Below are 14,332 nucleotides of genomic sequence, written 5' to 3' on the forward strand. Positions count from 1 at the left end.
ATTAGAATTTTTGCGACATACTGCGGTTATGCCATAAATTTCTACATAGAACCAAGTGCTTCTCTAAATCTTTCTAGAGGAAATCTATTTACAAAATCTCCAAATTTTTCGTCGGAGTCTCCTTCATTTTTCCAAAGCACAAAAGCTTTTTCCAATTGAGCAGGAATATCGGCGAGTGCGACTTTTTTTGCTACATACTCCCCTACCTTGGTTCCTTCCGAATCAGCTCCAAAAAACAAAGAATATTTTCCTCCCGCTTGTTGACCTACAATTCCAACTTCAGCAGAATAAGGTCTTGCACATCCGTTTGGACATCCGGTCATACGAACCACAGGAGCACGATCGCTGAGTCCCAATTTATCCAAAACCTTTTGAATTCCGTTTAAAATTTCCGGAAAGGAACGTTCCGATTCGGTTAAAGCAAGTGCACAGGTAGGAAGTGCAGGACAAGCAAGTGCGCGATCGTAAAGACGAGAAGGACTTTTCCAAGATACATTCAATTCTTCTAATCTTCTTTCGATTTTCTCTTGATCTGATTTTTGAATTCCTATCAAAATCAAATCCTGATCAGCAGTAATTTGAACCGGTAATTTATAAATACCTATAATTTCTTTCAAAGCAGACTTTAAAGGTTTACCTGGAAAGTCTTTGATTCTTCCCGCAAGAGTATGAAATCCTAAAGAAAGAGTACCGTCTTCTCTTTCTTTCCAACCTAAATAAGAAGGAGTTTCCCAATTCGGCAACGGCTTATCCTTATCTAGTTTTACGTTGGAGCGAGATTCAATTTCCGATTGAAACCACTCCACGCCTTTTTCCGCTAGAACATATTTTAAACGAGCGTGTTTACGATTAGTCCTATCTCCAAAGTCTCTGTGAGCGGTTACGATCGCTTCCGCCACCGGTATCAATGCGTTTTCAGGAATCCAACCTAAAAGACTTGCAGCACGAGCAAATGTTTCCGGTTTGTTGTGAGTCATTCCGAAACCGCCACCGGCAAACACAAAATAACCGTCGATACTGCTTCCATCCGAAGAAAGAGTTGCCGCAAATCCCATATCATTTGCATAAATATCCACGGTGTTATTTCCAGCAAGAGTAACCGCAATTTTAAATTTTCTAGGTAGATATGTTTTACCGTAAATTGGATCTTCTTCCTCCTTGTTAAGTTGTTTGTCGCCTAACCATACTTCTGCGTAAGCGTTAGTCTTATATTTAAAATGATCAGATAAAATCTGAGAAACTCCATCTAACAGCTGTAATTCTTTTTTACCGAGAGGGTTTACAGCCTGAGTCACGTTACGCACAACGTCTCCACAAGCTCCCATACTGGAAAGATTCACTTCGTGGATCGCCTTCATAACGTCTCTAAGATGAAAAATTCTTAATGTATGAAGTTGAACCGATTGTCTAGTCGTTAGACGAATCGCTCCACCTCCAAACTTATCTCCTAACTCGTCCCAAACCAAATACTGCTCAGAAGTCAACCTTCCTCCCGGAATTCTTCCCCGAATCATAAAACTAGTCGGAGCTTCTATATCATTTCCGTTCTCGTCTTTTTTTCGATCTCTATCTTTTTGCTGATAAAGTCCGTGAAACTTAAGTAGTTGTTTTTCGTCTTCTTCGTAAGTATCTATGTTTTGGTCTAAACCTTCTGCGATTTTTCCTCTTAGATTATTGGAGTTTAATTTTATATCTTCGACGGGTGATAGTTCTTTTGCTTCTGACATGATTTGGGATTTTTCCTTTTTCGAGTTTATAATTTCGTTATATTCTTTTTGAATCTGCTGGAATTCTAAAATAATCTTCTTTGAGAGTTTGTAATAACTCCTTAAGAACTTTTCTTCTGCGTTCCGGACTTGGTAAAATCGATTTTAGTTCTTTTCTTAATAACATAAGTTCTTTAAATTCTTCTTCGTGTTCATCGGGAATCAATTCCTCCAAAGTAGTTTTTACAACTCCGGAAATTCCCGCAAAATTTCCTTCCGTAGAAATTGCGACACGAATCGGGCCTCTATCCAAAACTGCGGCGGAATAAAAATCACAGTTGGTAGGGTCATCGGAACAATTAATCCAAATTTTCCAAGAATGGGCATAATCGCTTAGTCTCCGATTTAAATCCGTATCATTGGTCGCGGAAAAAACGAGGGCTCTCCCCTGAAGATCAGCAAACTCTACGGATCGATACTCTACCTTAATTTCCGGATGTTTTTCTAAAATCTGCCCTACTTCCCTACAAGTTTCTAAAGTAATCAGAGTAATTTTTGCACCGGAGTCGATCAGATGAGGAAGTTTTTCTAATGCAACCTTTCCCCCGCCGATTAATAGAATATTCTTATTTTCTAAATTAAGAAAAGCTGGATATTTACGACTCATTTTCTCCTCCTTGAATTTCGGAGGAAATTTGTCCTGAGAAAAATTCTTTCGAAAACTGAAAAAAGGTAGAGGTCGGTTTTTTATTTTCCAAAAATCGAACCACTTTTCCGATATAAATAATTCCGGGTCCCTTGGTCTTTTTTTCCAAATAGGAATTTGCTGCTTCCTTTAAAGTGCAAATCTGAATATTAAAATTTTCTAAAGAAGCGTTTTCGACAAGTGCGACCGGTAGATCTGCCGAGCCACCGTATTTTAAAAGCAGGTCAGCAATTTTTGGAAGGGAAGAAGTCCCCATAAAAAGTGCAATAGTTCCTTGAAACTTTGCAAACCACTCCCAATCGGTATCTTCGTTTAAAACGGTATGACCATCCATAATTAAAACCTGACGAGACAAACCTCTATGAGTCAAAGGAAAACCGGCAAAAGAAGAGCCCGCATTTAAGGAACTTACGCCTGGAATGATTTCGTATTCTATATTATGATTAACTAATGCAATTAATTCCTCACCACCTCTTCCAAAAACGAAAGGATCTCCTCCTTTCAAACGGACAACGTTTTTTCCCGAAAAGGCATAAGAAAGAAGAAGCTGATTGATCTCTTCTTGAGTCGCAGAATGTGCTCCGGATCTTTTTCCTACATAGTGAACAATTGCAGACTTGGGAAAAATTTCGAGAAAAGAAGGATCCAAAAGCGCGTCATACAAAATAACTTCAGCGTTAGTCAAAATCCGATACGCACGTAAGGTCAGATCTTCCGGATTTCCAGGGCCGGCTCCGACAAGATAAACCTTGCCGGGACGAAAATCTTGTTTTGCGTTGGCGTTTAACACCGATTAGGCTCCGACTCCCGTAATCATTCCAGCGCCTACAGTAGAATTAGTTCCTTCGTCCACGAGTATAAAACTTCCAGTGGAACGATTGATTCTGTACTCGTCAAAACTCACCGGTTTTGCAGTACGAATTTTGATCTTTCCAATTTCGTTTAACGTAAGCCCTTTAGATGCGTCCTGTTTTTCGTGCGTATCAGGAGCAATCTTGAATTCAACTTCTTTCACGATCGCCTTTACGACGTTAGTTGTTTGACGTAGAATATATTTATTTCCGGATAACAACGCCTTGGAATCCATCCAACAAATATTTGCTTCTAATTCTTGGGAAACGATTGGAAGACTTTCTGATAAAACGATCATATCGCCACGAGAAATATCAATCTCATCTTTTAAACGGATCGTAACGGACATAGGCGGAAACGCTTCTTCCACTTCTCCGTCATATGTATCAATAGATTTGATCGTGCTTGTAAAACCACTCGGAAGAACAGTGATAAAATCACCCTTTCTAAAAATACCACTTCGAACTTGACCAGCGTAACCTCTATAATCGTGGTATTCGTCGGAAAGAGGACGAATCACATATTGAACCGGAAAACGTGCATCTTCAATATTCTCGTCGCTTTCGATATAAACTTCTTCGAGATGGTTCAAGAGAGTGCGCCCATCATACCAAGAAAGATTTTCGGACTTATCTACAACGTTGTCGCCGTTGAGAGCGCTGATCGGAATGAATTCAATATCCTTAATATCCAATCTGGAAGCGAAATTCAGATATTCTGCTTTGATTTCTTCGTAAAGAGCTTGGGAAAATTCCACCAAGTCCATCTTGTTGATACAAACCACAAGATGAGGAATTCTCAGCATCGAAGCGATATAAGAATGACGATAAGTTTGTTCGATTACGCCCTTTCTCGCGTCGATCAGAATAATCGCCAAATTAGAGTTAGACGCTCCTGTTACCATATTACGAGTGTATTGAACGTGTCCGGGTGCGTCGGCGATGATGAACTTTCTTTTGGGAGTTGAAAAGTATTTATAAGCGACGTCGATCGTGATTCCTTGTTCTCTTTCGGCTTTAAGGCCGTCGGTGAGAAGGGCCAGGTTGATTTGACCGTTATTTCCGCGGGCATTTTTTTCAATCGCTTCCAGTTGATCTTCAAAGATCGACTTGCTGTCATAAAGAAGTCTTCCGATCAAAGTGGACTTCCCATCGTCCACACTTCCTGCGGTGATAAAACGCAATAAATCCATCAGAAATATCCTCCTCTTTTTCTATCTTCCATAGCCGCTTCGGAACGTTTGTCATCGAGTCTTGAGCCTCTTTCAGTGGTCCGAGTCGTTTGGATTTCGAGGATGATGTCGTTGATGTTATCCGCTTGAGAATCCACCGCCGCAGTGCAGGTCATGTCCCCTACAGTGCGAAAACGAACGATCTTGTCTTCGACTCGATCGTTTGCGTCGATCGTAATGAATTTCGAAACAGGAAAAAGAAGATTCTCGCGATAAATCACTTCTCGTTTATGAGAAAAATATAATGAAGGAAGTGCAATGTTTTCTTTACGGATATATTCCCAAACATCTAACTCTGTCCAGTTAGAAATCGGAAAAACGCGAACGTTCTCACCCGGACTAATTTTACCGTTATAAATGTTCCAAAGTTCGGGTCTTTGCAATTTCGGATCCCATTGACCAAACTCATCACGAACCGAAAAAACTCTTTCCTTGGCTCTTGCTTTTTCTTCGTCTCTGCGGGCGCCTCCGATACAAGCGTCGAATTTAAATTCAGCAATCGTATCCAAAAGGGTCACGGTTTGAATTCCGTTTCTGCTCGGGAATTTTCCTTTTTCTTCCACCGCTTTTCCCTGATCGATAGAATCTTGAACGTAACGAACAATCAGCTTTTCTCCGATTTTGGAAGCGAGCTCATCTCTGAAATCAAGAGCTTCTTGAAAGTTATGACCAGTATCAATGTGAACCAGAGGAAACGGAAATTTCCCAGGACGAAACGCTTTTAATGCGAGATGTACAAGCGTGATCGAATCTTTTCCGCCGGAAAAAAGTAGAGCAGGTTTTTCGAACTGAGAAGCGGTTTCCCGAAGAATATAAATCGATTCCGCTTCTAGTTGTTCGAGATGTGTAAGTCTAGATCTATTCATGGTTGAATTCATATTGCTCTTTTAGGACCGGATTTTTGACGGACCAACTTGCCGTCTACAACGTGAAGTCCACATTCTTGATTGGATTCTTCCCACCACCATCTTCCGGCGCGAATGTCTTCTCCAGGCTGAATTGCTCTTGTACAAGGAGCGCACCCAATAGAAGGAAAACCTTTTTTATGAAGCACGTTAGTCGGAATCCGATACGTATCAATGTAATCTTGCGTACGCTCCAAGGACCAATCCAAGATCGGATGATATTTTAAAATGTTTCGGGAAGAATCGAGTTCAACTTTTGTCAAAGAATTTCTGGAATCCGATTGTTCCGACCGAATTCCGGTAATCCAAAGTTTGGTCCCGACTAACGCACGATTTAAAGGTTCCACTTTTCGAATATAACAACATTCTTTTCTGTTTTCAACTGAATCGTAGAAACTGTCGGGACCTTTTAAGTTGATTAGGTTTTGGATCGCGTTTGTGTCGGGAAAATAAGTTTCGATTTTTTTACCGTAACTTGCGTTTGTCAATTGATGCAGATCGTAGGTCTCGTTAAAAAGACGACCCGTATCCAAAGTAAAAATTCTAATTTTAAGATTTCGGGAGAATATAACGTGAGTAAGCACCTGGTCTTCCAGACCCAAGCTTGTGGAAAAAGCCGCAGTTTCTCCGTACTCGTTGCTGATCCATTCTAAAGCATCTTCCAGGTTCAAAGGAGCAAGTTTTTGTTCCAACTCTTGCGCATTCATGTTCGTGATAACCTAAGTCTTGAATGGTAGGTCTGTGCATCCAGCTTGATTTTATAATTGATCCAAGAAATATTCAGATTTAAGAAAAAACGAAGCTATTTAACTACCAAAGTTCTATATATTGGATTTTTTGTAAACTATATTTGATATGAGATAGTTTTTCATTACATTTTCTCAGTCTTACTGGAAATTTTACTGATTTGAGCGCTCACTTTGTGGGAATTTTAAAAAGAGAGAAGCTTTTCTCAATATGAGACACTCTTACAAAATCAAAATTTTACAGAAAAAGCGCAGACTTACGCGCCGACCAAAACTTCGATTATCTCTACCGAGACAATTGCACTTAACACAGCAAAAACAGTTTCAAACGCAAATGACGAAGGAGAAATTTTTTTGATCCAATTTTAAAAATTATTTCAAACCAGCTCGCAAAACAAAAAAATTACGATCTTACTTAAATCTTCCCTAAAGAAGTGCAAAAAAATCATCCATATAACACTGAAATGATGAAAATATGAAATAATCTAATACAGATTTTTCTTTACGTTATTAGACACACAACGTTTAATGAAATTTCTTATTTATACATAATTTTGAGTGAAATCCCCAGTCTCACCCGATTCAAAGTTAAAAGATCGGATGAACTTAACCTGATCATGATCATCATTGAAAAACGGTTGTTGTAAAGACCGGTTTATACCCGTTCTTACACGTTTTCCGCCGCTCGGTACAACAATGATGAGATCGAATCAGGTGCACGACTAACGCAATGGTCGTGCGTTTTTTATTATCATTGAAGGGGATTTTTATGCGTAAGATTGCCATTATTGGTTCAGGAATAGCAGGGCTGATGACCGCCCATGATCTACTAAAGCATGGCTATGATGTAACCCTCTATTCAGACCGCAGCCCAGAAGATTGGTTGAACAAAAGCCGTCCAACAGGAATCGCCGCACGCTTTGAGCCGTCTCTTGCCTATGAGCGGGAATTAAAATTGGATCACTGGAATCAGGATTTTCCGCCTATCGAAGGGGTGTATCTCATTTTTTCCATGCAACCTACGGTTCCGTTTATCATTTTGGCAGGACGTTTCTCGGAACATGGCGGGGCAATCGATGTACGTTTGCAATCGTATCGCTGGATGAATGATTTAGTAGAACGAGGTGGCAAGCTCCGTATTGAAAATATCGATATTCCTCGTCTGGATGCAATCAGTGCTGACAATGATTTGACGATTGTCGCAGCGGGTAAAACCGAAATCGCCAATCTGTTTGAGCGGAATGAAACCCGCAGTGTCTATACAAAACCTCAACGCAAGTTGGCAATGATCATTGTTAAAAATACGGGGAATTTTGAGAAAATTCCGTATAACCCGGTCAAGTTCAATTTTATTGGGGATCATGGAGAAGCGTTCTGGATTCCATACTATCACAAGTCGATCGGCATGACGTGGAACCTACTTTTTGAGGCAAAGGCCGATAGTAAAATGGATCGATTCGCCGATGCAAAATCCGGCGATGAAGTACTGAGTATTGCTAAAAATGTTATCCAGGAACTGTTTCCCTGGGATTATGATTGGTTCAAGAATGCCGAATTAGCGGATGAAAATGGCTGGTTGGTTGGTGCATTGACTCCCATCGTGCGCAACCCTGTTGGCAAACTTCCATCAGGGCGTATCGTGACAGGTGTAGGCGATACCCTCACAACGCTTGATCCCATCGCTGGGCAGGGTGCGAATAATGTTTATCGCATGGCAAAGAATCTGGTTCAAAACATTGTAAAGCGCGGCGATGGTGCGTTCGATGCAGCTTGGATGAAAGATACATTCGAGGAATACTACGATAAATCTGGTAAGGCGACAATTGATTTTACCAATCTGTTACTCGAACCGATCACAGATGCCGGTCGTCAACTACTCATTGCTCAGTATGGCAGCAACGGCATTGATCACAACGGTCAGCAGGCGATTGCCAATGCTTTTAGTGAAAATTTTGCCGACCCTAATTTTCTCACTAGCTATTTTACCGACAGTACAAAAGTTCGCGCTTTCATCAGCGAAAAGACAGGACGCCACTGGCTACCACATACGGCTGGTGGTTTATTGAGCGTGGTACGAGATCAAGTACGACAAAAAATCGGCATGACTCCGAGTGCTGGATACTGGTAAGATTTTGTTAAAATATAACCCGAGTATTTAGTTTTCTAGCCATATATTCTAAATTTTCCCAAACTATTCGTTTTATCAAATCGACTGGTTTATGACGAGCTTGGGGAATAAGGATTTTTTTTGTAAAGTCCCTTCATTGTGTTTTGAATTTTACAATGAAATTAGCTATGTAAGAGTCCCCACAAATTAAACCCACTTTGCAATTTTGTAAAATAATTCCCTTAGGAAATATTGTGTTAGTTCCCACATTTTTTAAAAAACTTTGTTTAACGTAAGTTCTATATAAGAAATCCATGATTCATTCTCTGAAAAAAGCCAAGATCTAAACCTTGCAGATCTATTACCAAAATATGGGAACTACTATAAAACATAATTTTAAGAACAAATTCTAAAATGTAGAACTTATACTTTTCGAAAATTCTTTTTTACTTTCTAAAATCAAACTTATCATAAGATCAAAAGTACTACAAACTATTTAGATCCTTCATACTATTTCTGTTATATATTCAAATAATTGAATATAAATCAAGTTACTCTTTAATTCACTCGAAATTGTAAATATATAGAAACCTTTTATAATTTTTAAATCGATCTCACAAATAAGATCCTCGATATTTTCAAAACGACCCAATAGGGCTTCTATAAAAACCGACTTCATTTTCTATCATTACTGCAAAACTGTGATTCTACATTTTCTTCCAAAAGTTTTATATTTTTTTTTAAATACAAGAAACTGCCAAAAAAAATCAATGAAATTGCTCTTTATGAAGAGCAATTTTCAGGGACAAGGACCTTGCACTTGTCTTTCTATTAAAGCATAATTAAGTTTTGGGACACGTTGTAAATAAAATTATATAGAAATTTAAAAAGTTTATATATGAGTCCAATCTCCAATACAAGTTGCACAGATTTAAAATCAATGGCCTAATAAATATATTAATAATCTAGAATATAAAATGTTTTTAAACAAAAAACAAGATTTATTAATTACCTTAGTAACCACAACAATCAATATAAGGAAAAATTAAAACGTAATTACGCTTAACATTTTGAATTTTTATAACTTTAAAACAAAAATAGTTGAAAAGTTTTCCTTATAAGTTCGAAATCTGACCATGGAAATCGTATCAATCCTAAAAGGATTTTTTAGAAAGAATTCAAAAATTTATATTTTATTATTCGGTTTTTATGGAAGTACTTTTTTAGTATTATTCCTAAACGAAGAATTCGGATTTCCGCTTATTACTTCAAAAAATTTCTGGATAAAAACAGTAAGCACATTAGTATTATATGGAATATTAATGTTATCTTTTTATCTCCATCTTCCTAAAAATAGAAAAATCAGATTCCGAAAAGCAAAAATCATAGGTTTCTTTTGCGTTTTTTGGATCAGCCTGATAGTTTTACATTTATCAAATTTTCCTTATGAAAGATTCCTATCCTATCTTCCTAGAGAATGGATTTTTTGGTCTTGGAGAGTTGTAAAACAACTTACCCACACACTACCTTTATTAGTTTTTCCGTTGTTATACGATTTTTACAGATACAAAACAAATCCGGTTCCGTTTGAAAAAAAGAAAAATCCTTCCTATTATCCTATTTTGATTCTGGCATTGATCATTTCTGCGATCGGTTCTTTTATTCCTGGTTTCAAAGAGTTTTACCCGAGAGCCCCGATTACAGACGAACGACTTTTATATCATGCGACTTGGATCACCACTCTCGTTTTTGAAATCGTATATCTTTATACTTTTTATTTTACAGAATTCTTTTTTAGAAAATTTCTAATTCGATATTTGAAAGTTGTGGGCCGTTATCACGCAGTTGGAATGGCCGCTTTAATTTATGGTATGGTACATTTTCAAAAACCAAGGGGAGAAATTTTAAGTTCTTTTTTCGGTGGTTTATTGATGGGCGCCTTGAGTCTTAGAACCCATTCGATTCGAGGCGGACTTTATGCACATATCATTCTCGCTGCCGGTATGGAGTTTTTTGCGGGAATTTATATTTGGGATAAGTTATTTTGATTCAATAATAAAGTTGTTGAAATATTCCATAGTTCAATTTAGCAAAACTGTTTTAACCAACCGTTTGCATAAAATAGACGGGAAATTAATTTTTCAAAAACTTTAATATATATCAATAATAGAATATTCAAAAAAATTATTGTTTTGAAATTTCTAGAAAGTCCACAAATGTATAGATACGTTTTTGAAACAATTCAATCGGGTCCGGGCTTTTTTACAAACCAATATCCCGGCGAGGGGGTAGCGTAAGACGCGCTACGCGTCTGGAGCGAGGGGGAGCCTTCCCCCTATAAGTTTGTTTACAAATTTCTAAAATACAGAAACCTAATCAAAAAAATTTTGAACGGGACAAAAAGATAAAAATTTCAGATAAAGTTTATGTAAATAGATTCCTAAAATAACGAACTGAAATAAAAAAAGGATTAAAGAAAACAAATTATAAAAAAACCTACATCACTGAAAAATCTCATGGCTTTGCAAAAAAATCTCTACAATATATTTTCATTCAAGTACAAGCATCTAATTGGTATTTACTTTTTACTTTCAGTCTTTTTTTCCGTTGGAGCCGAAAATCGTATTTTCGTTTTTCCAAAAGACCATTCCTTTCACCCTCGTTATAAAGTAGAATGGTGTTATTTCGTTGGAGTTCTTAGATCCACAGAAGGAAAACAGTATGGTTATGAACTTAGCTTTTTTAAAGGTGTCTTCGACAAAAATAGAGAAGCCTTTCCGGTTCACTTTGCAATCTCCGATTTGGAAAATAAAACGCATACAATCTCACAGACCGTAGAACGCAAATTAGGTGGAATGGCTGGTTATGATTCGAAACAAATTTTCAGCGGAGATTTTATTCTTAAAATAGAAGGCAAATCTTCGTTCCGATTGATTGCAAAACCAAAACATTCTCCAGAACTTTCTTTAGATCTGGTCTTAAATGCCAAAGATTCGGATATTCTTTTACACGGAAACAAAGGTAAATCGGTTAAAAGTAGAATCGATCCGAATTTTTATTCTTACTATTATAGTATTCCGCGCCTTTCTACTCGGGGAGAATTGACTTTAAACGGAAAAAAAATTCAAATTGAAAGTGGAAACTCTTGGATGGATCATGAATGGAGTAGCTCTTTCGATTCAAATCTAAAAACGGCGCTTTCTGATCCATCCAATTCTTGGGATTGGGTCTGCATTCAACTTGAAGACGGAAGCGACATTATGGTTTTTAATTTTAGAAAAACAATACATTCCAATTCTGAAAGTTTTGGAACCATTCGTCTTGGTTCCGGAAAAAAAATATACTTTGAACAAGAAAGTGAAGTTCGATTCGTTCCTAATTCTTCCTTTTGGATCAGCCCAAGAACAAACCAAAAATATCCGCTCGTTTGGAATCTTTCCACTCGTGTTACTTCTCAAAAAGATTCAGAGCTTCATCTTATAATCGAACCTTTTTTTGAAGATCAAGAATTCGATTCTCGTTCTACTACTGGATTTAGTTATTGGGAAGGTGCAGTAAAAGTCAAAGGTACTCGTGCAGGAAAGTCAGTTCAAGGCACTGGTTATTTAGAATTAAAAGGAAGTAGAGATTTAAATTGAAAACAAATCGATTGAATTCTCTTAACAATTAAGTTTCTTTTTTGAAAAAGGCTTTGTCTTAGAATCCGATTTCTTGAAACTGTTTTCCTGGAAATAAAATAATGAAAAAATATTTCCTAAAACGATTTCTTCTGATCATTCCTACACTATTGGGAATGACGTTTATCGTCTTTTTAATTTCTCATTTTGCACCAGGCGGCCCACTTGAAACCGAAATCGCAAAAATCAGAGGTTATGCGAACTCTCAAGGTGGAAGCGCTAAAACAATTTCGGAAGAAGAAATAAACATCATCAAAAAAAGATTACATTTAGATAAACCAGTAGGAATCGCTTATCTTTATTGGCTTAAAGAAATTCTGACTTTTAATTTAGGAGAATCCAGACTTCACACTCGACCGGTATCTGAACTGATCTTGGAAAAACTTCCGGTATCTCTTACATTCGGTCTTTCCGGGTTCTTACTTTCGTATCTGATTTGTATCCCTTTAGGAATTGCTAAAGCACTTCGAAACGGAGAACGTTTTGATATAACTTCCAGCGGAATCATTTTAATCACGTACTCAATTCCGGTATTTGCGCTTTCGGTTTTACTTCTTTATACGTTCGCTTCAGGTGAATTATTATCCATCTTTCCGTTGGGCCACGAGGTTTCGGACGAATATGAATCTTTATCTTCTTGGGAAAAAGTAATCGATCGAATCGAACACATGTTTCTTCCAGTAATCTGTTACGTTTCCGGTTCGTTTGCAGTTCTCACTTTGCTTATGAAAAATTCCCTTTTAGATCAAATTTCAAAAGAATATGTTCGTACGGCTCTTTCCAAAGGTTTTAGTTTTCAAAAAGCTATCTTCAAACATGCTCTTCGTAATTCTTTAATTCCGATCGCTACTGGTTTTGGAAACAACCTCAGTCTTATTTTTGCGGGATCTTTGGTGATAGAACTGGTATTTAACATAGACGGAATGGGACTTTTAAGTTTTCAAGCGGTTACCGAAAGGGATACGGATCTGATGATGGGACTTTTATTTGTACAAAGCCTTCTTTCTTTAATCGGAAATATTCTATCAGATTTTTGTTATGTACTCATAGACCCGAGGATTCAGTTCGAATGATCCTAAGTCCAATTCTAAAAAAAAGATTTCAAAAATTTAGAGCAAATAAAAGGGCTTGGTACGCTTTAAATATATTAATGATTTCTTATATATTTTCGTTATCTGCACCACTTATAACTACTAATCAACCTTTAATCGTATTTTATCAAAATAAATTGTATTTTCCTATTTTTTCTTTCTATCCAGAAACGACATTCGGTGGAGAAAATCTAACTTCTCCAAACTATAAAAAACTTTCCCAAAGGGAAGATTTTAAATCCAGCTCCAATTGGATTCTTTTCGCTCCGATTCCATACGGTTATAACGAAGATAACTTGGAAAGTTTAGAAGAGGGGGAAACCCCTCCTTCTTCTCCAAACCGAAAACACTGGCTTGGAACAGACGATCGAGGAAGGGACGTTTTTACCAGAATTTTTTATGCTTATAGAAACGCTTTGAGTTTCGGGCTTATATTAGTTTTTCTTGAACTATCTATGGGAACGTTGATCGGAGGGATCCAAGGATATTTTGGAGGAAAGACTGACATTCTGATGCAAAGAGTTATCGAAATCCTTTCTGCAATTCCTTTTTTATATTTAATCTTAATCGTAGGAGCGTTTTTCGGAAGAGGATTTACAGTTCTTTTAATTACTTATGGTGCTCTCAGTTGGATCGGAATTTCATATTATATGAGAGGAGAATTTTATAAACTCAAACAATTGACTTATGTAGATTCCGCAAAGGCTTTAGGAGTTGGTTCATTTCGAATCATGCTTCGACATATTCTTCCTAATGCGATAACTCCGTTAGTCACCTTTTTACCGTTCACTTTGATAGGTTCCATTTCCATCTTAAGCGCGTTAGACTTTCTTGGTTACGGAATCCCCGCCCCAAATCCTTCTTGGGGTGAAATGATAGGACAAGGAAGAGAACGTCTCAGTGCTTGGTGGTTAATTACATTTCCATCTATGGCGCTTTTTTTGACGATCTTATTGACCTCGTTTATCGGAGAAGGTTTACGAGATTCCTTCGATTCCAGAGAAAAGGCGGTGTATGAATGACTGCTTCTCTTCTCCAAGTTAAAAATTTTTCACTCGATCTTCTTTCTGAAAACCAATGGCTTCCAGTATTACAAGATGTTTGCGCGCGCGTTTTAAATTGCGAAAACGCACGCAAGACGCAACTGAAAACATTTCAGCTCCAAGCTGTAGCTAAGTCCAAAAATTCTTCTAAAGAAGAGGATTGAATTCTGATTTCCAGTTCCCATTTTTTTGCATAGAGCATGCGTCCTACGTCGAAAATATCCATTTCAATGGTATCGGCCAGTTCCGAAGGTTCTTCAACATTCAT

11 protein-coding genes are annotated in these 14,332 nt (G+C 37.5%); 5 read left to right on the forward strand and 6 right to left on the reverse strand.

Annotated features, from left to right (window positions below):
* Positions 1-41: 41 nt before the first annotated feature.
* Genes LEP1GSC059_RS03085 through LEP1GSC059_RS03110 form a run of 6 tightly spaced genes read right to left on the reverse strand, consistent with a single transcriptional unit; the run spans position 42 to position 6,107 of the window.
* Positions 42-1,757 carry an NADPH-dependent assimilatory sulfite reductase hemoprotein subunit gene (locus LEP1GSC059_RS03085; RefSeq protein ID WP_268768081.1) on the reverse strand — a complete coding sequence of 572 codons (1,716 nt, stop codon included), beginning with the start codon at positions 1,755-1,757 and terminating at the stop codon, positions 42-44.
* Between the two features lie 7 nt (positions 1,758-1,764).
* Positions 1,765-2,373 carry a precorrin-2 dehydrogenase/sirohydrochlorin ferrochelatase family protein gene (locus LEP1GSC059_RS03090; protein ID WP_002177077.1) on the reverse strand — a complete coding sequence of 203 codons (609 nt, stop codon included), beginning with the start codon at positions 2,371-2,373 and terminating at the stop codon, positions 1,765-1,767.
* A complete protein-coding gene (cobA, locus tag LEP1GSC059_RS03095; protein ID WP_020980224.1) occupies positions 2,363-3,202 on the reverse strand; it encodes a uroporphyrinogen-III C-methyltransferase in 840 nt (279 codons plus the stop codon). The genes LEP1GSC059_RS03090 and cobA overlap by 11 nt, the downstream gene beginning before the upstream one ends.
* A gap of 3 nt (positions 3,203-3,205) precedes the next feature.
* Entirely contained in the window at positions 3,206-4,456 is a 1,251-nt protein-coding gene (locus LEP1GSC059_RS03100; RefSeq protein ID WP_002177079.1) for a sulfate adenylyltransferase subunit 1, read from the reverse strand.
* On the reverse strand, positions 4,456-5,361 hold the full coding sequence (gene cysD, locus LEP1GSC059_RS03105; RefSeq protein ID WP_036056938.1) for a sulfate adenylyltransferase subunit CysD: 906 nt from the start codon (positions 5,359-5,361) through the stop codon (positions 4,456-4,458). Before cysD ends, LEP1GSC059_RS03100 begins: the two co-directional genes overlap by 1 nt.
* Positions 5,362-5,369: 8 nt before the next feature.
* Positions 5,370-6,107, reverse strand: coding sequence for a phosphoadenylyl-sulfate reductase (locus tag LEP1GSC059_RS03110; protein ID WP_017213712.1), 738 nt, complete (start codon positions 6,105-6,107; stop codon positions 5,370-5,372).
* Positions 6,108-6,915: 808 nt separating this feature from the next.
* Here LEP1GSC059_RS03110 and LEP1GSC059_RS03115 point away from each other — a divergent pair.
* From LEP1GSC059_RS03115 to LEP1GSC059_RS03135, 5 genes are all read left to right on the forward strand, one after another.
* Positions 6,916-8,274 carry an FAD-dependent oxidoreductase gene (locus LEP1GSC059_RS03115; RefSeq protein ID WP_017213711.1) on the forward strand — a complete coding sequence of 453 codons (1,359 nt, stop codon included), beginning with the start codon at positions 6,916-6,918 and terminating at the stop codon, positions 8,272-8,274.
* A 1,115-nt stretch (positions 8,275-9,389) separates the two neighbouring features.
* A complete protein-coding gene (locus LEP1GSC059_RS03120) occupies positions 9,390-10,301 on the forward strand; it encodes a CPBP family glutamic-type intramembrane protease (protein WP_002177070.1) in 912 nt (303 codons plus the stop codon).
* Positions 10,302-10,769: 468 nt separating this feature from the next.
* The gene (locus LEP1GSC059_RS03125; protein ID WP_017213705.1) at positions 10,770-11,891 is read left to right on the forward strand and encodes a carotenoid 1,2-hydratase; all 1,122 of its coding nucleotides are present in this window, start codon (positions 10,770-10,772) and stop codon (positions 11,889-11,891) included.
* Positions 11,892-11,992: 101 nt separating this feature from the next.
* Positions 11,993-13,003 (forward strand): ABC transporter permease subunit, encoded by a 1,011-nt coding sequence (locus tag LEP1GSC059_RS03130; protein ID WP_002177054.1) that lies wholly within the window; start codon positions 11,993-11,995, stop codon positions 13,001-13,003.
* Positions 13,000-14,043, forward strand: a complete 1,044-nt coding sequence (locus LEP1GSC059_RS03135; RefSeq protein ID WP_002177072.1) for an ABC transporter permease — start codon at positions 13,000-13,002, stop codon at positions 14,041-14,043. The genes LEP1GSC059_RS03130 and LEP1GSC059_RS03135 overlap by 4 nt, the downstream gene beginning before the upstream one ends.
* Positions 14,044-14,332 lie beyond the last annotated feature (289 nt).

Source organism: Leptospira noguchii serovar Panama str. CZ214 (genome assembly GCF_000306255.2).
Taxonomy (GTDB): Bacteria; Spirochaetota; Leptospiria; order Leptospirales; family Leptospiraceae; genus Leptospira; species Leptospira noguchii.

Coding starts and splice junctions, on each gene's coding strand:
- LEP1GSC059_RS03125 (WP_017213705.1), top strand. CDS start 10,770: ATGGCTTTGCAAAAAAATCTCTACAATATATTTTCATTCAAGTACAAG.
- LEP1GSC059_RS03110 (WP_017213712.1), bottom strand. CDS start 6,107: ATGAATGCGCAAGAGTTGGAACAAAAACTTGCTCCTTTGAACCTGGAA.
- LEP1GSC059_RS03115 (WP_017213711.1), top strand. CDS start 6,916: ATGCGTAAGATTGCCATTATTGGTTCAGGAATAGCAGGGCTGATGACC.
- LEP1GSC059_RS03100 (WP_002177079.1), bottom strand. CDS start 4,456: ATGGATTTATTGCGTTTTATCACCGCAGGAAGTGTGGACGATGGGAAG.
- cysD (WP_036056938.1), bottom strand. CDS start 5,361: ATGAATAGATCTAGACTTACACATCTCGAACAACTAGAAGCGGAATCG.
- LEP1GSC059_RS03120 (WP_002177070.1), top strand. CDS start 9,390: ATGGAAATCGTATCAATCCTAAAAGGATTTTTTAGAAAGAATTCAAAA.
- LEP1GSC059_RS03130 (WP_002177054.1), top strand. CDS start 11,993: ATGAAAAAATATTTCCTAAAACGATTTCTTCTGATCATTCCTACACTA.
- LEP1GSC059_RS03135 (WP_002177072.1), top strand. CDS start 13,000: ATGATCCTAAGTCCAATTCTAAAAAAAAGATTTCAAAAATTTAGAGCA.
- LEP1GSC059_RS03090 (WP_002177077.1), bottom strand. CDS start 2,373: ATGAGTCGTAAATATCCAGCTTTTCTTAATTTAGAAAATAAGAATATT.